Source organism: Pseudomonas sp. VE 267-6A (assembly GCF_024126555.1).
Lineage (GTDB): Bacteria > Pseudomonadota > Gammaproteobacteria > Pseudomonadales > Pseudomonadaceae > Aquipseudomonas > Aquipseudomonas palmensis.
On record NZ_JAMYBY010000011.1, the window covers coordinates 173,992 to 195,288 of the forward strand.

Genomic DNA, 21,297 nt, shown 5'->3' on the forward strand with positions numbered 1-21,297 from the left:
CCACTGGCTCACACGGCCAGGCACAGGTACTTGATTTGCAGATAGTCTTCGATGCCGTAGCGCGAGCCTTCGCGGCCCAGGCCCGACTGCTTGACGCCGCCAAACGGCGCCACTTCATTGGAGATCAGCCCGGTATTGATACCGACCATGCCGTACTCCAGTGCCTCGGCCACCTTGAACACCCGGGCGATGTCGCGGCTGTAGAAGTACGCCGCCAGGCCGTACAGGGTGTCGTTGGCCTGGGCAATCACCTCTTCGTCGCTGCGAAAGCGCACGATGGCCGCCACCGGGCCGAAGATCTCGTCCTGCAGCAGCTGGGTGCCCGGCGCAATGTTGGCCAGCACCGTGGGTGCGAAGAAGTTGCCGCCCAGCGCATGGGCTTCGCCGCCCAGCAGCAGGTCGGCGCCCTTGGCCATGGCGTCGTCGATCAGGCTGCGCACCTTGGCCACGGCCTTGTCGCTGATCAGCGGGCCGACCTGGCTCGCGGCGCTGGTGCCGTGGCCCACGCCCAGGGCGCGCACGCGCTCCACGAAGCGTTCGGTGAACTGCGCATACACGCTGTCATGCACGTAGAAACGGTTGACGCATACGCAGGTCTGGCCGGCGTTGCGGTACTTGGCTGCCAGCGCGCCTTCGACGGCGGCGTCGATGTCGGCATCGTCGAACACGATGAACGGCGCGTTGCCGCCCAGTTCCAGCGACACCTTCTTGATGCTCTGGGCACACTGGCCCATCAGCAGCCGGCCGATCGGGGTGGAGCCGGTAAAGCTCAGCTTGCGCACGGCCGGGTGCCCGGTGAACTGGGCGCCAATGGCCACCGCATCACCGGTGACCACGCTGAACACCCCGGCAGGGATGCCTGCACGTTCGGCCAGCTCCACCAGCGCCAGGGCGCAGAAGGGGGTTTCGTTGGCCGGCTTGACCACGATGGTGCAGCCGGCGGCCAGGGCCGGGGCCACCTTGCGCGTGATCATCGCCGCCGGGAAGTTCCACGGGGTGATGGCGGTGCACACGCCGATGCCCTGCTTGATCACCAGCAGGCGCTTGTCGTTGGAAGGGCTGGGGATGACATCGCCGTAGACGCGCTTGCCTTCCTCGGCAAACCATTCGATGAACGAGGCCGCGTAGCGGATCTCGCCCAGTGCCTCGTGCAGTGGCTTGCCCTGCTCGAAGGTCATCAGCCGGGCCAGGTCGTCTTCGTGTTGCAGCAGCAGTTCGAACCAGCGGCGCAGCACCTGCGCGCGGTCCTTGGCGGTGCGCTCGCGCCAGCCTTGCAGCGCGGCCTCGGCGGCTTCGATGGCGCGTACCGTCTCGGCGCCGCCCATCAGCGGCACGCTGCCCAGGCGCTCGCCGTTGGCCGGGTCGCAGACCTCGACCTGACGACCGTCGTCGGCATCGCACCAGTGGCCGTTGATGTACGCCTGTTGGCGCAGCAGTGTGGGATCGTTGAGTTTCACGCAAGGCACTCCATGCCGCCCCCGGCGTACCGGGGGCGGGCGTTGTCAGTCGTTGAGGTGGGCGACGGCGATCAGGTTGTGGAAGTGGGCGATGCCGTGCTCGCTCATGCCGCTGCGCTCACGGTCGGCCATGATCCGGCCCTGGCCACGGTAGCCGCGGGACTTGAGGCCCTTCTGCACGCTCTCGACCAGGCGCAGGTCCTCGGGGCGGAACACCTCGCGGTACCAGTCGATGAGTTTCTGCTGCTCTTCGGTGATGTCCTTGTTCAGGAAGTACACGTCGTAGTGCTGCAGGGTGGTTTCGGCGTCGACCGGGAACTCGTAGATCACGGTCATGAAGTTCGCGCCTGGCGGCACGTTGAACATGGTGCACGGCCATGCCCAGAAGCCGGCGAAGGAGGGGTCCTTGACGCTTTCGTCGAACTTGAACGACTGCTCCGACGGCTTGGCCAGGCCATATTGCAGGGTCCAGTTGCCGTAGGTGGTGTGGCTGTACTGGCCGACGTCCACCGAGTCGGAGAAGCCCGGGTGCGCCGGGGCGCAGTGGTAGCACTCCAGGTAGTTGTCGACGATGGACTTCCAGTTGGCCGGGGTATCGCTGACGAAACGTGCTGCCAGGTGCAGGTCGTCGATCACCGCGCAGGCCTGGCGCATGCGTGCCTGCAGGCCGGGCAGCTGGTCTTCGACGCTGCCGGCGTCCATGTCCATGTTGATGAAGATGAAGCCTGCGTACTCTTCCACGCGCAGCTGCACCAGGGTGGAGTTCTGCTTGTCGAAGTTGACCACGTTCTCGCAGTTGCGTGCGTGGGCCAGTTCGCCGTCGAGCTTGAAGGTCCAGGCGTGGTACGGGCAGGTGATCACGTTCTTGGCCTTGCCGCTGCCGCTGAGCAGCTGGTGGCCACGGTGCGGGCACACGTTGTAGAAGGCGCGCAGCACGCTGTCGCGACCACGCACCACGATGATGCTCTCGCCGATGATCTCGCGGGTGATGTAGGCGTTGTTCTCGGCCACTTCGCTGCGATGACCCACGCAGATCCAGCTGTGCGCGAAGATGTTCTCTTTCTCGTGCTCGAACACCGCAGGCTGGGTGTAGAACTTGGCCGGAATGGTGAAGGCCTCGTCTGCGCTGGCGCAGAAATCGGCGGGCAGGCGTTTGAAGTCGTTCATTGCTATCTCCTCACGGGGGCGTCCAGCCAGGCCGGCGCACCGTTGTTCAATTGGCTTTTACTTATTGGTTTACGTGTATCTATTGGTTAACAGAACAGGCAAAAAAAAGGACCGTCAGGCCTGCATCCGTGCAGGTGGGTCGGGGTCAGCGACTCAGCGGGCCGTCGCGGTTACCGGGGCCGCTGCGGGTTGTTCAACGGGTTCAGGCTGTTCGGGCTGCTCGCCGGCCAGGCGCGCGGCCTCTTCCTCGATGCGGTGGGCCGGCACGTGGCCGTAGTCCTGCAGCATCCACTTGAAGAAGCCGTAGATCTTGATCAGCAGGATCACCATGAACGGGATCGCGGTCAGCACCACGGCGGTCTTCATGGTCGACAGCGACGCCTTGGCGAACAGCATGGCCAGCGGTACCAGGGTCAGCACCACGCACCAGAACAGACGGTGGGTGGGGGTGGGGTCGTCGCCTTCGCGCAGGTTGCGGGTACTGGTGGCCGCCACGGCATAGGCGGCAGCGTCCATGTGCGAGGCGCAGAACACCGCCATGATGAACAGGTACACGCCCAGGAACACCTTGCCCATCGGCAGTGCTGTCAGCAGGGCACTGACCGCCGATTCGCCGCCTTGCTCGCTGAGGATCTTCGGTACGTCGATGGCGCCGTTGATGAACTGGTGCATGCTGTAGCTTTCCAGCGCGCCAAAGAAGAACCAGCAGCCCACGCTGCCACCGGCGAGCAGGGCGAACACCACTTCCTTGAGCTGGCGCCCACGGGACACACGGGTTACGAACATGGCCACGCCCGGGGCATAGGACACCCACCACAGCCAGTAGAACACCGTCCAGTTGCGGGTGAACGCGCCGTCGCCGGCCGGGTCGGTGAACAGGCTCATGCGCACATAGTTCTGCACCATCAGGCCGATGGAGTTGGCGGTGTTGTTGATGGTGAACTGGGTCGGGCCCACCAGCAGCACCACGCCGGCGAACACCAGCGCGCCGATGCACACCATCTTGCTCAGGCGCTGCAGGCCGCCATCGATGCCGATGTAGGAACTGAGCGAGAACAGGATGGCCACTGCACCGATCACCATCAGTTGCACGGTGAAGGTGTCGGGGGTGCCGGCCAGGTCATGCAGGCCGCGGGTCAGGGTCGAGGCGGTGAGCGCCAGCGACACGGTCAGCGCGCCCATCATGGTCAGCAGGAAGATCAGGTCCACGGTGCGACCGATCGGGCCGGTGGCCTTGAAGCCGGTCACCGCCTCGACGATCGAGGCCAGGTTCAGGCCGCTCTTCTTGCGCACGTGGAAGTGATAGGCCATGGCCAGCGAGGCCAGGGCATAGATCGACCAGGCGCTGATGCCCCAGTGGAAGAACGAGTAGCTGACGCTGTATTCCAGCGCCTGGCTCGATTGCGCGGCAATGTTCAGACCAGGGGTCTGGTAGTAGTAGGCCCATTCCATCACGCCCCAGTACAGGGTCGAGGACCCCATGCCGGCACAGATGAACATGAACACCCAGGTGGGGGTGGAGTACTCGGGCTTGCCGCTGCCGAAGCGGATGTTGCCGTACTTGCTGAACGCCAGGTAAAGCACGGCCAGCGAACTGCCGAATACCAGCACCTGGACACTGGTGCCGAAGGTACGGGTGGCAATCTCGAACAACTGGTTGGCGGCCTGTTCGGCCTGGGAGGGAAACACGGCGAGGCCGATCACGGTGAGCAGCACGGCAATCAGGCTCACGGTAATCAGGAACACATCTATCTGTTTTTTATTCTTGTGCGACATCATCGTCTCCTGGACGTTGGCGTTCTTATCTGTACCCGGCAGGCAATCCGGGGGGTAATGCGGTAAAGCGTCCTCCTTCTGTTAACTATAAGTTAACGTCTATCTTTTGGTTAACAGATTCTGCCTAGAATCTTGTGGGCTCGCAAGAGGTGACGGGCCGGATTGTCTGGCAATTCAGACAACCGGCCCGTTGTTTCACCCTTCGATCAGCGCGGTGATGGCCTGGCCGACCTGTTGGGTGGACTTCTGCCCGCCCATGTCGCGGGTGGTGTCGCCGGCGGCGATCACGCGCTCGATGGCGCCAAGGATGTCGTCGTGGGCGGCGCGGTAGCGCGGGTCGGCGCCGTTATTGCCGAGGAACTCCAGCATCAGCGCCCCGGACCAGATCATCGCGATCGGGTTGGCGATGTTCTGGCCGAAGATATCCGGCGCCGAGCCGTGGACCGGTTCGAACAGCGACGGGAACCTGCGCTCGGGGTTGAGGTTGGCCGACGGTGCGATGCCGATGGTGCCGGCGCAGGCCGGGCCCAGGTCGGAGAGGATGTCGCCGAACAGGTTGGAAGCCACCACCACGTCGAAGCGGTCCGGCTGCAGCACGAAGCGTGCGCAGAGGATGTCGATGTGCTGCTTGTCCCAGCTGATCTCGGGGTAGTTGGCGGCCATCGCGGCGGTGCGCTCGTCCCAGTACGGCATGCTCACGGCCATGCCGTTGGACTTGGTGGCCGAGGTCACGTGCTTGCGCTCGCGGGTCTGCGCCACGTCGAAGGCATACTTGAGAATGCGGTCGACGCCGCGGCGGGTGAACACCGACTCCTGCAGCACGAACTCGTTTTCGGTGCCTTCGAACATGCGACCGCCCAGCGAGGAGTATTCGCCCTCGGTATTCTCGCGGATCACCACGAAGTCGATGTCGCCCGGCTCGCGACCGGCCAGCGGGCAGGGTACGCCGGGGAACAGGCGCACCGGACGGATGTTCACGTACTGGTCGAAGTCGCGGCGGAACTTGAGCAGCGAGCCCCACAGCGAGATGTGGTCCGGCACCTTGTCGGGCCAGCCGACCGCACCGAAGTACAGCGCATCGAAGCCCTTGAGCTGCTCGAACCAGTCATCGGGCATCATCTTGCCGTGGGCCAGGTAATAGTCGCAGCTGGCCCACTCGAAGAATTCGAACTGGATGTCCAGGCCGTGCTTGCGCGCGGCGGCTTCGACCACGCGGATGCCCTCGGGCAGCACTTCGTTTCCGATACCGTCGCCGGGAATGGCGGCAATCTTGAAGGTCTTGGTCATGGCGGCTCACTCGTTGTTGTTTGGGAACAGGTGAGCGCATGCTATAAGCCATCGGGTCAGAGATAATCTCGCCCAACATGAATTCTTTGTGCACATATCGTGAATAGTCTGCCCAACCTCGAAGACCTCAACATTTTTGTCCAGGTGGCCAAGCGCGCCAGCTTTGCCGCGGTGGCCGAGCAACTGGGCATGTCGGCCGCGTTCATCAGCAAGCGTGTGCGCCTGCTCGAGCAGCAGATGGGCGTGCGCCTGCTGCACCGCACCACGCGGCGGGTGTCGCTGAGCGAGGAGGGCGAGCGGGTCTACCAGTGGGCCTTGCAGATCTTCGAGACGGTGCAGCGCATGGGCGACGACATCAGCACCCAGCACCGCGTGCCGGTGGGCCAGTTGCGTATCGCCAGCAGCCTGGGCCTGGGCCGGCGCTTCGTGGCGCCGGCGCTGTCGGAGCTGGCCGAGCGCTACCCGCAGCTGGATATCCGCCTGGACGTGCACGACCGCCTGGTGGACCTGATCGAGGAGGGGGTGGACCTGGATATCCGCGTGGGCAACGTGATTGCCCCGCACCTGATCGCCAAGCCGCTGGCCCACAACCGGCGCGTGCTGTGCGCCGCACCGGGCTACCTGCAACGGCGCGGCACGCCGCGCCAACTGGCCGAGTTGAGCAGCCATGACTGCCTGGTGATCAAGGAGCGTGACCACCCGTTCGGCGTCTGGCAACTACAGGGGCCGCAGGGCGAGCAGAGCGTGCGGGTGACCGGCGGGCTGTCGACCAACCACGGCGAGGTGGCGCACCAATGGTGCCTGGACGGGCGGGGGATACTGCTGCGTTCGTACTGGGATGTGCACGACAGCCTGGCCGATGGCCGGCTGGTGCCGGTGCTGGAGGACTATCACCAGGCGGCGGACATCTGGGCGGTATACACCTCGCCCCTGGCCAGCTCGGCGAAAGTACGCGTGGCGGTCGAGTTCCTGCGCCAGTACTTCGCCGAGCGCTACAGCCTGCCGGCGCTGGGTTAGCCCTTGGCAGGCACGATCTTCTTGATGGTGCCGTTGGTGATTTCGATCAGCACGTAGTTGTCCTGGATCTTGACCCACTGGCTGTCTTCGTCGGGCTGGCTCAGGCCCTTTTCCTTCCAGCCGCGCAGGGCCATGTCGTCGCGCTTGTAGAGGTCGGGGGCCTTGTCGTGCACCTTCAGCTCGCGGGTCGGGGACTCGGGCGCAACCACGCTGGGCTCGGCGGCCTGGGCCGGGAGCTGGACCAGGGCGACACTGCCGAGCAGGGCAAGGGTGGTGAACAGTTTGCGTGCAGTCATGCGGTACTCCTGATGGCTGGGGCTTGAAGAATCGGACTGCGCGCTGCTGCAAACATTCAATCGGCTGTATATCTGCGGCGTTGCCTTCGCTGGCAATGCCAGCTCCCACAGGGTTTTGTGAACGCCCGACACGGTTTCTGTGACACAACCCGCACCCCAGAGCCTTCGTCTGAACTTTTTGAAACGCCCGGGGTTCGAAAGGTCGCATTCGACCCCGAGTGCCTTTCACATAAATGGAGACTGAAAGTGATGTCCAAGCGATTCGGCAACCTGCTGCTCAAGACCTCGGCCCTGGCGGTACTGGCCGCCCCCCTGAGTGCGCTGGCCGCAGCCCCCACCGACCCGATTGCAACCTTTGGTGTTCTCGGCGCCTACAACAAGTTCAAGCTCGAAGGCGGCAGCGAGTCCGATACCGACCGCATGGGTGAAGGCGGCCTGTTCTTCAACTTCGGCAACAAGCTCACCGCTGAATCCGGCTTCATCTACCAGGCCGGTGTCGACCTCAAGTACGGCGACCACAACGACACCAAGCTCAAGGAAGGCCAGGCCGACGTGGACCTGGGCTGGCGCGCCGCGATCGATGCGCGCAACTCGGTCGACCTGATCGTGGGCGGCGGCTACAACTGGTCGCGCTACGAGCTGGAATCCAACGGCTACGACATGAAGCTGACCGGTCGCACCCCCTTCGCCAAGGCCGCGCTGGGCTACAACCACCAGTTCGACGACATGACCCTGCGCCTGGAAGCCGGTGCACGCCGTTCGCTGGACAGCAAGGCCAAGCTGCATGTCGAAGACGTGGGCAACGACACCGTCGACCTCAAGGACCGTACCAACCCCTATGCCGAAGTCAGCCTGCTGATGAACCAGAAGGGCTCGATGCCGGTGATGGCCGGCCTGTACTACACCCGCACCGAGTACAAGCTGGACGAAGACTCGGAAGTGGCCGACAACATCAAGCTCAAGCGTGACGAGTTCGGCATCAAGGTCGGCCTTGCGTTCTAAGGGCTAGCGCCCGCGCTTGCGCGACACCACCGCCTCGATGTTCTTGCGCCCGATCAGCCTTGGCTGTTCGGGCGCAGTCATTTCACCCAGCCACTTGTACATCACCAGGCAGTCGACCAGGCCCAGGCGGGCATGCTGGTAGGCCCTGGGCAGGCGCCCGACGGTCTCGAAGCCCAGCGCGTGCCACAGCGCCACGGCCACCTCGTTGCTGGCCACCACCGAGTTGAACTGCATGGCCAGGAAGCCCTCGTTGCGTGCCAGGCGCTGGGAGTGCTCGCACATCAGCCGCGCCACGCCGCGCCCGCGGGCGGCCTCGGCGACCATGTAGCCGCAGTTGCTCACATGGCTGCCGGGGCCTGCGGCATTGGCCTTGAGGTAGTACGCGCCCAGCAACTGGCCCTCGTCCTCGACCACCAGCGTGTGCAGCGGCACCTCAAGCCACAGGTGCCGGGCCTGCTCCAGGCTCAGGTTCGGGTCGTAGGCGTAGGTCTCCCGCGCTGCGATCACGGCCTGGAAGGTGGGCCAGAAGCGGTCGAAATCGGCGGCGGTCATCGGGCGGATCTGCAGCATGGGAATCCTTGGCGGGCGAAGGGGGCGGGTGGGGCGCCATTCTAAGGGATTGCGCCCCGACCGGCGCAATCAACTGAACGCTGGCGCCGGGGTGGGCTCCAAATTCGACCACTGGTTGCGGATACCCAGACATGTCGAAAATCATCACCCAGCCCTTGCCCGTGCAATCGAGCGACGAAGACGACCCGTTGCTGTTCGGCTCGCCCAAGGAGCGCCTGGACTTCTACCGGCGCGAGATCCAGTACGAAACCAGCCTGCTGTCCAACCGGACCAACGCCTACCTCACGGCGCAGTCGTTCCTGGTGATCGCCTTTGCCTCGTCGATGGCCAACCTCAACCCCGAATGGGGCAAGCTGTTCACCCTGGTGGTGCCGTGCCTGATGGCGCTGCTTGGCATCGTCAGCTCGCTCAACGCCTGGCCGGGCATACGCGCGGCCTACCTGATCATCGATCACTGGCACTTCAAGCAGAGCAACCTGCTGCACAGCAAGCCGGCCATGGGCCTGGCCTACGACGAATCGCCGCTGTTCAACGAGCTGGAATCGAGCCACAAGGGCTTTTGCAAGTCGCTGCTGTTCTCCATGCGCACGCCCTGGCTGTTCATCGGCTTCTGGCTGCTGCTGGGCAGCTTCTGCCTGTACATCCAGTTCACCAACCCGGGTGGTTGAGGCCACCGTGCAGGCCGGCTAGAGTGGCGGCTCATGCATTCACAGGGGAAGGGAACCCATGGAGTCGATCACCTTGCGCGCGGCCCGGGCCGGCGATGGGGCAGCGGTATTTGCGGTGACGCACCAGTCGATCACGCAATTGGCGGGTGGGCGCTATTCGGATGAGCAGTTGCGCGGCTGGATGGGCCAGCGAACCCATGAGGATTACGAGCGTTCCATTGCCAAGGGCTCGATGGTGGTGGCATGTCAGGGTGAGACGGTGGTCGGTTTTGTCGATGCTGAACCTGGCGAAGTCACGCGCCTGTTCGTGCTGCAGCAGGCGGCCGGCCAGCAACTGGGCAGCCGCCTGCTGGAGGCGGGCCTGGCCAAGGCCCGGGCGCCGGGTGTGGAGGTGATCAAGGTCGAGTCCACGCTCAATGCCGAGGGCTTCTATCAGCGTCACGGGTTTGTCGCCAAGGGGCGCGACTTCTTCTCCCACGGGGTGGGCGGCGACCCGATCGAGGTGGTGCTGATGGAGCGGCCTGCGCAGCCCTGAGCGCAGGCCCCAGGCCGGGTTACTCCCCGGCCTTGCCCACCGCATCCAGTGCGCGCGCCGAGTACACCAGGGCGGCGCCGGCGTTCATCGCCACGGCCACGCCCAGGGCCTCGGCGATTTCCTCACGGGTGGCGCCTTGCTTGACCGCCTGCGCCGAGTGCACCGCAATGCAGCCGTCGCAGCGGGTGGTCACCGCCACGGCCAGGGAGATCAGCTCGCGGGTCTTTGCGTCCAGGTGGTTGGTCTTGGCCCCGGCGCCGCTGGCGGTCATGTAGCCGTCGACCGTGCCGGGCGAGAGTTGCTTGAGGTCGCCGATACCGGCCATCAGCTGTTTGCGGTAGCCATCCCAGTCCATCATGCTCATCGTCTTCACCTTTTTGTGTTGCGACAAAATGAACAGTGAAGCTAGTTTTTTCGGCACTGGGGCGCCGTTGGTCGATGGTCGGGGTGGGGGCGTACTTTGGTAGGGGCCGTTTTGCCGCAAGGCCGGCCCCCACAGGCTCACGCGCCGCCGGCAGGAGCCGGCCTTGCCGGCGAAAGGGCCACCTCAGATATAGATGAACACCAGCAGCAACAGCGCCACCACCGCCCACTTCTCCAGGTAGTAGCGCAGCCGGTTGCGCTTCTTCAGCGCCTTGCCGCGCTCGCGGATCTTGTAGATGCGCGTGAACAGCCGGTTGATCCCGCCGGTCTTGTCGCCCGCATCGTTCGGCGCCGCAGCGGCGGCCATCACCTTGCGGCTGAACCAGCGGTTGAACGCCGTCGCCCAGCGGTACTTCAGCGGTCGCTCCACATCACAGAACAGGATGATGCGGTTGTGCTCGGTGTGGTTGGCCGCGTAGTGGATGTAGGTTTCGTCGAACATCACCGCCTCGCCGTCGCGCCAGTGGTAGTTCTCGCCGTCGACGCAGATATAGCAGGCCTCGTCGTTGGGCGTGTCCAGCCCCAGGTGGTAGCGGTAGGAGCCGGCATACGGGTCACGATGGCGCACAAGTTTGGAGCCCGGCGGCAGGGTGGCGAACATCGCCGCCTTGACCGTGCCGATGCCCTGCAGCAGTTCGGTGGTGCGTGGGCACAGCTTCATGGCCGACGGGTGGCTTTCGCCGTACCACTTCAGGTAGAAGCGCTTCCAGCCGCTCTTGAAGAACGAGTTGAAGCCGACGTCGTCATGGCTCTGCGAACTCTTGATTTCGCCCACGTGCAGCAGTTGCTGGGCTTCGGCACGAATTTCCTGCCAGTTGTCCTGCAGCGGCTTGAGCTCGGGGAAGGCCTCCACCGGCAGGTAAGGCTTGGCCGGCAGCCGGGAGAACAGGTAGAGGAACACGTTGATCGGGGCCAGGAAGCTGGAGTGATCGCCCAGCTGGCGGGTGAACTTGTGCCGCACGCGCCCGCGCAGGTGCACGTAGGCGATGGAGAAGACAAACAGTAGAACAAGAAAGATTTTCATGGTCGATTAACAGGTCGATGTGGCTATGCGCCATGGCATGAGCAGGCCAGCATAAACAATCAACCGCGTGCTTTGTACATATTGTTACGTTTTGGGGTGCCGACCTTTGGCTAGGTCGGCGGTCGTTCGGCAGGCATCAGGACGGTTGGTGGCGCCACACCGGCTGGCCATGGGCATCAAGTGCCCAGTGCGCCAGCCCGGCCTGCAGGCGTACACCGCCTACCCAGCGTTCGGGGGCCGCCTGGTCCAGCCAGTAGGCGTCACCTGCCAGTACCCGCTGGCCCAGGGCCGTGAGGGTCAGGCTGCGTTGCGGCCAGGGCAGGTGAACGTCCGCTTCGAACAGCAACGGCGTGGGCGCATCGATCAGCGGGCGCATCAGCGCATGGAACATCTGGTCGCCCAGGTACGGCAGTGGCTCGCGCCTGCCCATGAGCTCTGCGAACACCCGGCCGAACGCCAGGCTGCCGGCTTCGGCGACGATGCCCAGGGCCAGGCGCTCGGTCAGCGACAGGCCGTCGGCCAGCCCCGGCAGTTCCTGCAACTGGCGCAGCAATGCCGGCGCCAGCAAGGGCAGTGCCGGGCTTGGCGCATGGGCCAGCTGCGCCCAGGCCAGTGGCGAGGGCGCGCAGTACGCCGCCCAGGCACGCCGGGCCAGCGCCAGCGCTGCCTCGTCCAGGCGCCGACGCTGGGGCCACAGCCAGGCCAGCAGGTCCGGCGCGAGCTGGCCGATGCCGATGAAACGCTGCACACCCGGCACCTGGCTGATCTCGATCAGTTCCAGGCACTCGGGCAACTGCTCGATGCCCGCCAGCACGCGGATCAGGAACAACTGGTCATAGGCATCCGCCTCGCACCACAGCACGGCGTGCGGGCACCCGTCGAGCTGCGCCAGGGCGGCGTACTCCTCGGCACTGCGCCGCGCCACGTCGGCTTCTGGCATGCCGAACACGCGGCTGATGTAGTCGTTGCGCAGGGCGAGCAACGGTTGCGCCGGCAGTGCCGGTACCGGGCCCATGCACAGCGGGTCGATGAAGGTATGGAAGGCCCCCTTGAAACCGGCCAGGCGCAGGGTATGGGCGATGTCGTTGCCGCACCGCCAATGCACGCTGCGGGCTTCGTCGTCGGCTTCGAAGCCGGGGTTGCGTGCGGCAAAGTCGATGGCGTCGACATGCGCCTTGAGCCTTGGCCAGCTGGCAAAGCCCAGCTCCTGCGCGATCAGCCACTGCGCATCGGCCAGGCGTGGGGCGCGGGTGTGGGGCAGGGGCTTGAAGTGCGCCGGCGCAGTGCCGGCCAGCAGGTGCCTGAGCAGGGTCTTGGCGCGTTTGCGCTGGTGTTCGAGGTTGATTCTGCCGTCATGGCAGATGTGCGGGGGCAGGGCGGCGAGCATACGATCTCCTGGGTCGGGCCTTGTCCGCTTGCAGGCCGGGAGTCGTATCGACGAATGAGGCTGTTCTGTACCGGGGCGTGGCCCTTTGCGCGGACGGCAGGCGCGGAGAACGCCAGGGCGTGACTATAGCGAAGCCCGCCGGCAGCGACAACGGGCAACCGGCGTGAGCGCACTATGCGGGAGAAATCGTGCCCTCGCCGTGCAGCAGGAGTACCCTGTCGCCTTCGCTCATTCTGGAACCCACTGGGCAAGGACCTTATGCCGATACTCCCTTCCAACAGCGATTTCATGCAACTGGCCCTGATCGAGGGGCGCCGTGCCTTGCCGGCGTGCCGGCCCAACCCGCCGGTGGGCTGCGTGATGGTCCGCGATCACCAGGTGATCAGCCAGGGCCACACCCAACCGCCGGGGCAGCCCCATGCCGAGGCCATGGCGTTGGCGAAATTGCCGGAAGGGGGCCGGGGTGTGACAGCGTATGTGACCCTGGAGCCCTGTTCGTTCCAGGGGCGCACCCCGTCGTGTGCCCTGGCGTTGATCGACAAGGGGGTGGAGCGGGTGTTCGTCGGCATGCTCGACCCGGACCCGCGCAATGCCGGGGCCGGGGTTCGCCTGTTGCGCCAGGCCGGTGTCGAGGTGATCGTCGGGCTGCTGGCCGAAGAGGTCTCCAGGGACCTGCGCACCTACCTGCTGGCCGAGGCCTGAGGCGCCCCACCCACTCCAGCCGCCGGCCTTGCCGGCGAAGGCGCGCCCGCAACCTGGCATGCATAGCCTCATCGCTATGTATTTTTGTATATTGCGAGGGTCTTTCCCCGAAGTGCCATCGCCATGTCCAGCATTCGTCAACGCAACCAGCAGCTGATTCTCGAGGCCGCCAGCGAGGAATTCGCCAGCAAGGGCTACAACGCCGCCCAGACCCGCGACATTGCGGCCCGCGCCGGCGTGCCCAAGGCCAACCTGTACTACTACTTCCAGACCAAGGAAAACCTCTACACCCGGGTGCTGATGGCCTTTCTGGAACCCTTGCTCGCGGCCTCCGCCGTGCTGCGCGCCAGCGATGACCCGCAGGTGGCGCTGCCGGCCTACATCCAGGCGCGCATCCGCATCGTGCGTGACCACCCGTACACCTCCAACGTGTTCAGCAGCGAGCTGCTGCACGGGGCCAAGCAACTGCCAGGGGTGTGCCGCGACCTGCTGCGCGCCGAGGCGCAGCTCAACGTGCACTGCCTGAACAGCTGGATCAAACGCGGCCTGATCGCCCCGGTCGACCCGCAACACCTGATGCTGTTCATCTGGTCGGCCACCCGCACCTACACCAATTTCGGCTGGCGCATGGCCCAGCTCACGGGCGTGCATGTGCCCCAGGGCGACGACTACGCGCTGGCGGCCGCCACCATCACCCGCCTGGTGCTGCAGGGCGCGACGCCTGGCATGCCGGCGCCGCGCCCCATGCGGCCGACCAACTAGAAACAATCCTGCATTTTTTTGTACACGAAACTGTATTAAAGATTTTCACCTCCCCAGCCGAAACAGCGGTGATAGCAAATTGCCAGAACTCACGCTGCACGGGTGACTGGCGCCTCATGCCCGGGGAGGGTGAAGCGCGCGATGAATATAAAAAACAAGCTGGTCCTTGCGTTTGTACTGGTGGCTTTCATCCCGGTGACGGTGGTCGCGGTGGTCAGCGTGATGAATATCCGCACCCAGGCGGTTGAGCAGTTCATCGATGGCAGCACCCGGGAAATACGCCAGATCGACGGCAACATGCGCCAGTTCTTCGACGGGATGCAGCAGAACGTCGATCAAATGTCGGCCGATCCTGTATACAGCGCTGTGCAGACGCTCAAGGACTACCGCGCTGCCGACGCCGCCAGCCAGCCCCTGCCAGCGCCGGCCCAGGGGGTGATCGACGCCTTTGCACGCTTTGGCGCCACCCACCCGGCGGCGGCCATCCTGTCCATCGGCCTGGAAGACGGCACCTACGCCAAGTGGCCGGATGACCCGCAACTGGCCAACTACGACCCGCGCCAGCGCCCCTGGTACAAGGCCGCGATGGCCAGCCCCGGCAAGACCGTGCGCACCCCGGCCTACTACTACGACAAGGACGACGTGGCCCTGGTGGGCACCGCCCGGGCCATGCTCGACGGCGCCGGCAAGCCCCGCGGCGTGTTCGTGGTCAGCGTCTCGCTGAAGAACCTCACCGAACTGGTCAAGAGCATCAAGCTGGGTCAAAGCGGCTACGTGATGCTGATCGAGGACGGTGTGGTGCTGGTCGACCCGCGCGACGACGGGCACAGCTTCAAGCCGCTCAAGGACCTGGGCGAGCCCTACGCCAGGCTCGCGGCCACCGAACAGGGGGCTGCCGACGTCGAGATCGACGGGGTTCGCTACATGGCCAACGTATGGACCTCCCCAGGCCTGGGCTGGCGCTTCGTGGGCCTGATCGAGCAGCGCGAAGTGATGGGCGCCGCCACGCGCATGACCTACCTGGCCGGGATCATCGTGGTGGTGCTGGCGATCTTCTTCGCGCTGATCGGCGCCGCGTTCGCCCGGGTGATCGTCAAGCCCATCGGCCAGGTCAGCACGGGCCTGCAGTCGATTGCCGAGGGCGAGGGCGACCTGGTTGTGCAGGGCAAGGATGAAACCGCCGAGCTGGCCGGCTGGTTCAACCGGTTTCTGGCGGCCATCCGCCAGTTGATCCAGCGCATCGGCGCAGCCTCCACCAACCTGCACGACGCCTCGCAGGTCAACAGCGAGGTGGCCACCAACATGAACCAGGCGGCCGGGCGCCAGCGTGAAGCGGTGGAGCTGGTTTCCACCGCATTCAACGAAATGGTCGCCACCGCCAACGAGGTGGCCCGCTCGTGCAGCAACGCCGCCGATTCCGCCGAAAGCGGGCATCGCCGGGTGGCCGAAGGCAAGCAGCAGATCGAGCTGACCACCGAGAACGTCAACCGCCTTGGCAACCGCCTGAGCGAGTCGTCCCAGGCCATGGTCGAGCTGGAGGAGGGCAGCCGCAGCATCAACCAGATCCTGGGCACCATTCGCGCCATCGCCGAGCAGACCAACCTGCTGGCGCTCAATGCCGCCATCGAGGCCGCCCGCGCCGGCGACCAGGGCCGCGGCTTTGCCGTGGTGGCGGACGAGGTGCGCGCGCTGGCCAAGCGCACCGCCGACTCCACCGGCGAAATCGACCAGTTGCTCGGTACCCTCGCCAGCAAGACCCAGGAGGTATCGCAGAAGATGCAAAGCTGCCAGGACCTGTCCCGGGCCAGTGTCACCTCCATCGAAAGCGCGCGCGACAGCTTCGAGGGCATCCAGCTGTCGGTCAACGAGATCCGCGACCAGAACCTGCAGATCTCGGCCGCCGCCGAGGAGCAGCACAGTGTGGCCGAGGAGATCAACCGGCATATCCAGCAGATCTACGACGAAGCGCGCCTGGTCGAAAGCCTGGCCAGCTCGGCGCAGGAGGACTCCGGACGGCTGTCCACGCTGTCGGCCGAATTGAACGCACTGGTGGGCCGCTTCAAGTCCTGACCACCGACAACGTTACAATTAATGTCAATGTGATATCATGGCTTCACTGCCGCCGAGTGATCCCGCCGGCAGTGGAGCAAGCACTCATAAAGAACACTGCCCTCCCGCTTCACCGCCTTGCCTGCAGAACCTGACCGCGCCGCCTGTCCCGGCGCGGGTTGTACTTTTGCAGCCACAAGGAACACCCCATGCTTCTGCGCTCCCTCAACATTTCCCTGCGTGCCGGCCTCAGCTTCGCGCTGATTGCCCTGCTGGCGATGGCCCTTGGCGGCCTGTCGCTGCTGGAAATGCGTCGAATGAACGAACAGTCCAACCAGGTCGACCAGAACTGGCTGCCCTCGATTGTCGCGGCCAACGGCGTAGCGCTGACCAGCACCCAGATCCGCACCCTGACCCTGCGCCTGCTGGTACTGCGCGACGGCGACGACCTGCAGGACCTGATCACGCGTCTGCACCAGCTCGAAGCGCAGCTGGACACCCAGGAGGCGACCTATGCCGGGCTGATCACCCTGGCGCAGGAACAGGCCGCGTTCGCCCGCTACCAGCAGGCCAAGACGCGCTACCTTGCCGATCAGCACAAGGTCGTCCAATTACTGCAGCAGGGGCGCAAGGACGACGCCATCGCGCTGGTGGACGCCGGCCCGTACCTGACCAATGCCGACGGCATGCTCACCGACCTGCTCGAAATCATTGCGCTCAACGACAAGGGCGGGGAGCAGGCGGCCCAACGCAGCACCGAGGTATTCCATGGCGCCATCAGCCTGGTGCTGGCGATTCTGGCCGTGGTGCTGGCTTTGACCGTGGCGCTGGCAGTGCTGCTCACGCGCAGCATCGTGCGCCCGCTGGGCGAAGCCGTGGGCATTGCCCAGACCATCGCCGGTGGCGACCTGTGCGACGAGATCAGCATCAGCGGCAAGGATGAGCCGGCGCGTCTGCTGCTGGCGCTGCGCGACATGCAGGGCAGCCTGCGCGGCACGCTGCAGAAAATTGCCAGTTCCTCCAGCCAGCTGGCCTCGGCCGCCGAAGAGCTGCAGGCTGCCACCGACGACTCCAATCGCGCGCTGCAGCAGCAGAACGACGAAGTGGAGCAGGCGGCCACGGCGGTGAACGAGATGACGGCGGCCGTGGAGGAGGTGGCCCGCAACGCCGTGAGCACCTCCGAGGCTTCGCGCCAGACCGACGAGACCGCCCACCACGGCCGCGAGCAGGTGCAGCGCACCGTCGACTCCATCGGCCAGCTTACCGACGACGTGACCCACACCTGCGAGCAGGTCGAGCACCTGGCGGACGATGTACGCAACATCGGCCAGGTGCTGGAAGTGATCCGCGCGATTGCCGAACAGACCAACCTGCTGGCCCTCAACGCCGCCATCGAGGCGGCCCGGGCCGGGGATGCCGGGCGGGGCTTCGCCGTGGTGGCCGACGAGGTTCGGGCGCTGGCGCACCGCACCCAGCAGTCCACCCAGGAGATCGAGACCATGATCGGGACCATCGAGCAGGGCACCGGCACGGCGGTCACGGCAATGCGCAACAGCAACCAGCGCGCCCACGCCACCCTGGAAGTGGCGCAGCTGTGCGGTCACGCCCTGGACGAGATCACCCAGGCCATCACCGGCATCAACGAGCGCAACCTGGTGATCGCCAGCGCCAGTGAGGAGCAGGCCCAGGTGGCCCGCGAGGTGGACCGCAACCTGGTCAACATCCGTGACCTGTCGATCCAGACCGCGGCCGGTGCACGCCAGAGCAATGCCGCCAGCCAGGCGCTGGCAGGCCTTGCGGTCGACCTCAACCTGCTGGTGACCCAGTTCAAGGTCTAGCAGTAGCCACCATCACGTAGCGCCCCCGGGTCCCCTGCCTTAGACTCAGGGGCTTGAACCCGGGGGACAACCGATGAACGAACCAGTACGCCTTACCCAGTACAGCCACGGCGCCGGCTGTGGCTGCAAGATTTCACCCAAGGTGCTCGAGGTGATCCTCGCCGGCAGCGGCGCGCAGAACCTCGACCCGCGCCTGTGGGTGGGCAACGCCTCGCGCGACGATGCGGCGGTGTATGCCATCGATGACGAGCGCGGCGTGGTCTCGACCACCGACTTCTTCATGCCCATCGTCGACGACCCCTTCGATTTCGGCCGCATTGCGGCCACCAACGCCATCAGCGACATCTACGCCATGGGCGGCGACCCGCTGATGGCCATCGCCATCCTGGGCTGGCCGGTCAACGTGCTGGCCCCGGAGATCGCCCGCGAGGTGATCCGCGGCGGGCGCGCGGTGTGCGATGCGGCCGGCATTCCCCTGGCCGGCGGGCATTCGATCGACGCCCCCGAGCCGATCTTCGGCCTGGCGGTCACCGGCATCGTCGACAAGCGCCACATCAAGCGCAACGACACTGCCACCGTCGGCTGCCAGCTGTACCTGACCAAGCCGCTGGGCATCGGCGTGCTCACCACGGCGGAGAAGAAGGGCCTGCTGCGCGCCGAAGACGTGGGGCTGGCGCGTGACCAGATGTGCACCCTCAACCGTATCGGCAGCCAGATCGCGCGCCTGGAGGGGGTCAAGGCCATGACCGACGTCACCGGCTTCGGCCTGCTCGGGCACCTGGTGGAAATGGCCGATGGCAGCGGCGTGACCGCGCGCCTGGAAGCGGCGCAGGTCCCGCGCCTGGCCAGTGTCGAGCATTACATCGAGCAGGGTTGCGTACCCGGTGGCACGCTGCGCAACTTCGACAGCTATGGCGAGCGCATCGGCCCGTTGAGCGAGGCGCACAAGCTGCTGTTGTGCGACCCGCAGACCAGTGGCGGGCTGCTGGTGGCGGTGGCGCCCGAAGGGCAGGCGGCGTTTCTCGAGCTGACGCAGGCACAGGGCCTGGCGCTGACGCCGATCGGCACGCTGGTGGCGCGCGGCACCCATGCGGTCGAGGTGTGTTGATGCACGACGACTGCACCGACTACCGTTCGATCTTTCTCGACGATGTGCCCCTGATGGATGTGCGCGCACCGGTCGAGTTCGACAAGGGCGCGTTCACCCACGCCAGCAATCTGCCGTTGATGAACGACGACGAGCGCCAGCAGGTGGGCACCTGCTACAAGCAGCATGGCCAGCAGGCGGCAATGGTGCTCGGGCACCAGCTGGTGTCCGGGGCGCTGCGCCAGGCCCGTATCCAGGCCTGGGCGCAGTTCGCCCGAGCCAACCCCGATGGCCTGCTGTACTGCTTTCGCGGTGGCCTGCGTTCGCAGATCACCCAGCAGTGGCTGCGCGATGAGGCCGGTATCCGCTACCGGCGCGTACGCGGGGGCTACAAGGCCTTGCGCACGTTTCTGCTGGAGGTTGGCGACCAGGCCGTGGCGCAGTGCGATTTCGTGCTGCTGGGCGGCATGACCGGCACCGGCAAGACCGAGGCGCTGGCGCAGCTGGACAATGCGCTGGACCTGGAGCGGCACGCCAACCACCGTGGCTCCAGCTTCGGCCGGCATGCCACTGCGCAGCCGGCGCAGATCGGTTTTGAAAACACCCTGGCGGTGGACCTGCTGAAAAAGCGCAACGCCGGCATCGAGCAGTTCGTGCTTGAGGACGAGGGGCGCATGATCGGCAGCCGCGCGGTGCCGCTGGGCCTGTACCGGCGCATGCAGCAGGCGCCGCTGGTGTGGCTCGAAGACAGCCTGGAATGCCGCGTGCAACGAATCCTGCAGGACTATGTGATCGACCTGTGCGCCGAGTTCGTGCTGGCCCACGGGCCGGAGCAGGGCTTCGAACACTTTGCCGGGCGGCTGCGCGAGAGCCTGTCGGGCATTGTCCGGCGCCTGGGTGGCGAGCGTTACCAGCGCCTGGCGGCGGCGATGGACGCGGCGTTGCAGGTGCAGCGTGCGAGCGGCGCGGTGGAGCTGCACCGTGCGTGGATCGAGGGCCTGCTGAGCGAGTACTACGACCCGATGTACGCCTACCAGCGCGATGCCAAGGCGGCGCGCATCGAGTTCGCCGGCGATCGGGCCGCGGTGCTGGCCTACCTGCGCGAAAGGCGGCTGTAGGCACCTGTGCCGGTGCTGTGGGGGCGGTGCACGCCGGCCCTAGAGCACCAGCAGCGCAACCAGCCCGCTAAGCACCCCCACCAGCATCGTCAGCAGCGCAACCCACACCAGCACCCGCGTATCGAAGGAGGTGCGCAGCATCAGCAGTGACGGCAGGCTCACGCTGGGCAAGGTCATCAGCAATGCCACCGCCGGCGCGGTGCCCAGCCCCAGGGCCATCAGCGTCTGCACGATCGGGATTTCCGCCGCCGTCGGGATCACGAACAGCGTGCCGACCACCGCCAGCGGTACCAGCCACACCAGCCCTGAACCCATGCCGCCCTCGACATGCGGAAACAGCCATACCCGCGCCGCGCCCAGTACCAGCACGGCCAGCACATAGATCGGGATGGTGGTCCAGAACAGCTGCCACAGGGTTTTCATCCAGCGTGCCAGCAGGCTGCCGGGCACCGGGGTACTGGCCACATTGGCCGCGTCCACCGCGGGTTCGGGCAGTACGTCCGGGCGCGAGATGCGCTGGGCGAACAGCGACACCCCCACCACCAGCACCACACCCGCCACCAGGCGCAGGGCACTGAACTCCCAGCCCAGCACGAAGCCCATGAACACCAGCGTGGCCGGGTTGAGCACCGGGTTGGCGATCCAGAACGCCAGCGCCGCGCCTACCGACACATTCTGCCGACGCAGCCCGGCAGCCACCGGTGCCGCGCAGCAACTGCACATCATGCCCGGCAGGGCGAACAGGCCGCCACGCAGGGTCGAGCCCAGCCCGGCCTTGCCGAACAGGCGCAGCAGCCAGTCCCGCGGTATCAGCACCTGAACCAGCGAGCCGAGGATCACCGCCAGCAGCGCCGCCTTCCAGATGGCCAGGAAGTACACCTGGGCATACGCCAGCGCTGCCGTCAGCGGTGCGTACTGGTGATCGTCCAGGATCGAGGCGCCGATGCTGTGGCTGTCGGCGGCAACAAACGACTTGGCGTAGTAGGGCGACCATTTCACGTAGTACAGGCCGATGGCGGCCACCAGCAGGAACGCCAGCGGTTTGCACCACTGCGTCCAGCCACGGGGGGCGGAAGTAGACAGGCCAGGCATGGTGCAACTCCAGGCAGGTGGGCGTTCAGGCAAGAATAGC

General features: G+C 65.7%; 20 protein-coding genes. 10 read left to right on the forward strand and 10 right to left on the reverse strand.

What is annotated here, in order from left to right; genetic code table 11:
• Window positions 1-8 precede the first annotated feature (8 nt).
• The 4 genes from NJH59_RS15080 to NJH59_RS15095 all read right to left on the reverse strand — a co-directional run bounded on the left by NJH59_RS15080 (window position 9) and on the right by NJH59_RS15095 (window position 5,687).
• Window positions 9-1,457 carry an NAD-dependent succinate-semialdehyde dehydrogenase gene (locus NJH59_RS15080; protein ID WP_229590163.1) on the reverse strand — a complete coding sequence of 483 codons (1,449 nt, stop codon included), beginning with the start codon at window positions 1,455-1,457 and terminating at the stop codon, window positions 9-11.
• 45 nt (window positions 1,458-1,502) lie between these two features.
• The gene (locus tag NJH59_RS15085) at window positions 1,503-2,624 is read right to left on the reverse strand and encodes an aromatic ring-hydroxylating dioxygenase subunit alpha (RefSeq protein ID WP_229590162.1); all 1,122 of its coding nucleotides are present in this window, start codon (window positions 2,622-2,624) and stop codon (window positions 1,503-1,505) included.
• Window positions 2,625-2,777: 153 nt separating this feature from the next.
• Window positions 2,778-4,400, reverse strand: a complete 1,623-nt coding sequence (locus tag NJH59_RS15090) for a BCCT family transporter (protein WP_043863951.1) — start codon at window positions 4,398-4,400, stop codon at window positions 2,778-2,780.
• A gap of 195 nt (window positions 4,401-4,595) precedes the next feature.
• Window positions 4,596-5,687 (reverse strand): tartrate dehydrogenase, encoded by a 1,092-nt coding sequence (locus tag NJH59_RS15095; RefSeq protein WP_229590161.1) that lies wholly within the window; start codon window positions 5,685-5,687, stop codon window positions 4,596-4,598.
• 99 nt (window positions 5,688-5,786) lie between these two features.
• Between NJH59_RS15095 and NJH59_RS15100 the strand changes: the two genes are divergently transcribed.
• On the forward strand, window positions 5,787-6,704 hold the full coding sequence (locus tag NJH59_RS15100) for a LysR substrate-binding domain-containing protein (RefSeq protein WP_104572521.1): 918 nt from the start codon (window positions 5,787-5,789) through the stop codon (window positions 6,702-6,704).
• Here NJH59_RS15100 and NJH59_RS15105 read toward each other — a convergent pair.
• Entirely contained in the window at window positions 6,701-7,000 is a 300-nt protein-coding gene (locus tag NJH59_RS15105) for an RcnB family protein (RefSeq protein WP_043863948.1), read from the reverse strand. The two genes, NJH59_RS15100 and NJH59_RS15105, sit on opposite strands and share 4 nt — an antisense overlap.
• Window positions 7,001-7,249: 249 nt before the next feature.
• Here NJH59_RS15105 and NJH59_RS15110 point away from each other — a divergent pair, with 249 nt between their 5' ends.
• Entirely contained in the window at window positions 7,250-8,002 is a 753-nt protein-coding gene (locus NJH59_RS15110) for an outer membrane beta-barrel protein (protein WP_043863947.1), read from the forward strand.
• A 3-nt stretch (window positions 8,003-8,005) separates the two neighbouring features.
• Here the strand turns inward: NJH59_RS15110 and NJH59_RS15115 are convergent, their stop codons facing one another.
• Window positions 8,006-8,572 (reverse strand): GNAT family N-acetyltransferase, encoded by a 567-nt coding sequence (locus tag NJH59_RS15115; protein ID WP_043863946.1) that lies wholly within the window; start codon window positions 8,570-8,572, stop codon window positions 8,006-8,008.
• 131 nt (window positions 8,573-8,703) lie between these two features.
• Here NJH59_RS15115 and NJH59_RS15120 point away from each other — a divergent pair, with 131 nt between their 5' ends.
• Entirely contained in the window at window positions 8,704-9,240 is a 537-nt protein-coding gene (locus tag NJH59_RS15120; protein WP_043860251.1) for a hypothetical protein, read from the forward strand.
• 58 nt (window positions 9,241-9,298) lie between these two features.
• Window positions 9,299-9,775 carry a GNAT family N-acetyltransferase gene (locus NJH59_RS15125; RefSeq protein WP_043860250.1) on the forward strand — a complete coding sequence of 159 codons (477 nt, stop codon included), beginning with the start codon at window positions 9,299-9,301 and terminating at the stop codon, window positions 9,773-9,775.
• A gap of 19 nt (window positions 9,776-9,794) precedes the next feature.
• Here the strand turns inward: NJH59_RS15125 and NJH59_RS15130 are convergent, their stop codons facing one another.
• The 3 genes from NJH59_RS15130 to NJH59_RS15140 all read right to left on the reverse strand — a co-directional run bounded on the left by NJH59_RS15130 (window position 9,795) and on the right by NJH59_RS15140 (window position 12,609).
• The gene (locus tag NJH59_RS15130) at window positions 9,795-10,139 is read right to left on the reverse strand and encodes a carboxymuconolactone decarboxylase family protein (protein WP_078481264.1); all 345 of its coding nucleotides are present in this window, start codon (window positions 10,137-10,139) and stop codon (window positions 9,795-9,797) included.
• A 183-nt stretch (window positions 10,140-10,322) separates the two neighbouring features.
• Entirely contained in the window at window positions 10,323-11,222 is a 900-nt protein-coding gene (gene lpxO, locus NJH59_RS15135) for a lipid A hydroxylase LpxO (protein ID WP_054914404.1), read from the reverse strand.
• Window positions 11,223-11,358: 136 nt separating this feature from the next.
• On the reverse strand, window positions 11,359-12,609 hold the full coding sequence (locus tag NJH59_RS15140) for a DUF1835 domain-containing protein (RefSeq protein WP_229590160.1): 1,251 nt from the start codon (window positions 12,607-12,609) through the stop codon (window positions 11,359-11,361).
• A 258-nt stretch (window positions 12,610-12,867) separates the two neighbouring features.
• Here NJH59_RS15140 and NJH59_RS15145 point away from each other — a divergent pair, with 258 nt between their 5' ends.
• The 6 genes from NJH59_RS15145 to mnmH all read left to right on the forward strand — a co-directional run bounded on the left by NJH59_RS15145 (window position 12,868) and on the right by mnmH (window position 20,165).
• Window positions 12,868-13,311: a bifunctional diaminohydroxyphosphoribosylaminopyrimidine deaminase/5-amino-6-(5-phosphoribosylamino)uracil reductase RibD gene (locus tag NJH59_RS15145; protein ID WP_043860246.1), complete on the forward strand. Its 444-nt coding sequence runs from the start codon at window positions 12,868-12,870 to the stop codon at window positions 13,309-13,311.
• A 123-nt stretch (window positions 13,312-13,434) separates the two neighbouring features.
• Window positions 13,435-14,073 carry a TetR/AcrR family transcriptional regulator gene (locus NJH59_RS15150; protein ID WP_229590159.1) on the forward strand — a complete coding sequence of 213 codons (639 nt, stop codon included), beginning with the start codon at window positions 13,435-13,437 and terminating at the stop codon, window positions 14,071-14,073.
• A 141-nt stretch (window positions 14,074-14,214) separates the two neighbouring features.
• Window positions 14,215-16,143 carry a methyl-accepting chemotaxis protein gene (locus NJH59_RS15155; RefSeq protein ID WP_253086950.1) on the forward strand — a complete coding sequence of 643 codons (1,929 nt, stop codon included), beginning with the start codon at window positions 14,215-14,217 and terminating at the stop codon, window positions 16,141-16,143.
• Window positions 16,144-16,331: 188 nt separating this feature from the next.
• Window positions 16,332-17,960 carry a methyl-accepting chemotaxis protein gene (locus NJH59_RS15160; RefSeq protein WP_253086951.1) on the forward strand — a complete coding sequence of 543 codons (1,629 nt, stop codon included), beginning with the start codon at window positions 16,332-16,334 and terminating at the stop codon, window positions 17,958-17,960.
• Window positions 17,961-18,033: 73 nt separating this feature from the next.
• Window positions 18,034-19,068: a selenide, water dikinase SelD gene (selD, locus tag NJH59_RS15165; protein ID WP_043860242.1), complete on the forward strand. Its 1,035-nt coding sequence runs from the start codon at window positions 18,034-18,036 to the stop codon at window positions 19,066-19,068.
• On the forward strand, window positions 19,068-20,165 hold the full coding sequence (gene mnmH / locus NJH59_RS15170; RefSeq protein ID WP_229590157.1) for a tRNA 2-selenouridine(34) synthase MnmH: 1,098 nt from the start codon (window positions 19,068-19,070) through the stop codon (window positions 20,163-20,165). Before selD ends, mnmH begins: the two co-directional genes overlap by 1 nt.
• A 39-nt stretch (window positions 20,166-20,204) precedes the next feature.
• Here the strand turns inward: mnmH and NJH59_RS15175 are convergent, their stop codons facing one another.
• Window positions 20,205-21,257: a permease gene (locus NJH59_RS15175; RefSeq protein ID WP_054914409.1), complete on the reverse strand. Its 1,053-nt coding sequence runs from the start codon at window positions 21,255-21,257 to the stop codon at window positions 20,205-20,207.
• Between the last annotated feature and the right edge of the window lie 40 nt (window positions 21,258-21,297).

Bases quoted from the DNA above. Each gene is read 5' to 3' on its own strand.
- NJH59_RS15155 (WP_253086950.1), top strand. From the start codon at position 14,215: ATGAATATAAAAAACAAGCTGGTCCTTGCGTTTGTACTGGTGGCTTTC.
- NJH59_RS15105 (WP_043863948.1), bottom strand. From the start codon at position 7,000: ATGACTGCACGCAAACTGTTCACCACCCTTGCCCTGCTCGGCAGTGTC.
- NJH59_RS15090 (WP_043863951.1), bottom strand. From the start codon at position 4,400: ATGTCGCACAAGAATAAAAAACAGATAGATGTGTTCCTGATTACCGTG.
- NJH59_RS15125 (WP_043860250.1), top strand. From the start codon at position 9,299: ATGGAGTCGATCACCTTGCGCGCGGCCCGGGCCGGCGATGGGGCAGCG.
- NJH59_RS15140 (WP_229590160.1), bottom strand. From the start codon at position 12,609: ATGCTCGCCGCCCTGCCCCCGCACATCTGCCATGACGGCAGAATCAAC.
- NJH59_RS15130 (WP_078481264.1), bottom strand. From the start codon at position 10,139: ATGAGCATGATGGACTGGGATGGCTACCGCAAACAGCTGATGGCCGGT.
- NJH59_RS15120 (WP_043860251.1), top strand. From the start codon at position 8,704: ATGTCGAAAATCATCACCCAGCCCTTGCCCGTGCAATCGAGCGACGAA.
- NJH59_RS15115 (WP_043863946.1), bottom strand. From the start codon at position 8,572: ATGCTGCAGATCCGCCCGATGACCGCCGCCGATTTCGACCGCTTCTGG.
- NJH59_RS15145 (WP_043860246.1), top strand. From the start codon at position 12,868: ATGCCGATACTCCCTTCCAACAGCGATTTCATGCAACTGGCCCTGATC.
- NJH59_RS15175 (WP_054914409.1), bottom strand. From the start codon at position 21,257: ATGCCTGGCCTGTCTACTTCCGCCCCCCGTGGCTGGACGCAGTGGTGC.
- NJH59_RS15085 (WP_229590162.1), bottom strand. From the start codon at position 2,624: ATGAACGACTTCAAACGCCTGCCCGCCGATTTCTGCGCCAGCGCAGAC.
- NJH59_RS15150 (WP_229590159.1), top strand. From the start codon at position 13,435: ATGTCCAGCATTCGTCAACGCAACCAGCAGCTGATTCTCGAGGCCGCC.
- selD (WP_043860242.1), top strand. From the start codon at position 18,034: ATGAACGAACCAGTACGCCTTACCCAGTACAGCCACGGCGCCGGCTGT.
- NJH59_RS15110 (WP_043863947.1), top strand. From the start codon at position 7,250: ATGTCCAAGCGATTCGGCAACCTGCTGCTCAAGACCTCGGCCCTGGCG.
- lpxO (WP_054914404.1), bottom strand. From the start codon at position 11,222: ATGAAAATCTTTCTTGTTCTACTGTTTGTCTTCTCCATCGCCTACGTG.
- NJH59_RS15160 (WP_253086951.1), top strand. From the start codon at position 16,332: ATGCTTCTGCGCTCCCTCAACATTTCCCTGCGTGCCGGCCTCAGCTTC.
- NJH59_RS15095 (WP_229590161.1), bottom strand. From the start codon at position 5,687: ATGACCAAGACCTTCAAGATTGCCGCCATTCCCGGCGACGGTATCGGA.
- mnmH (WP_229590157.1), top strand. From the start codon at position 19,068: ATGCACGACGACTGCACCGACTACCGTTCGATCTTTCTCGACGATGTG.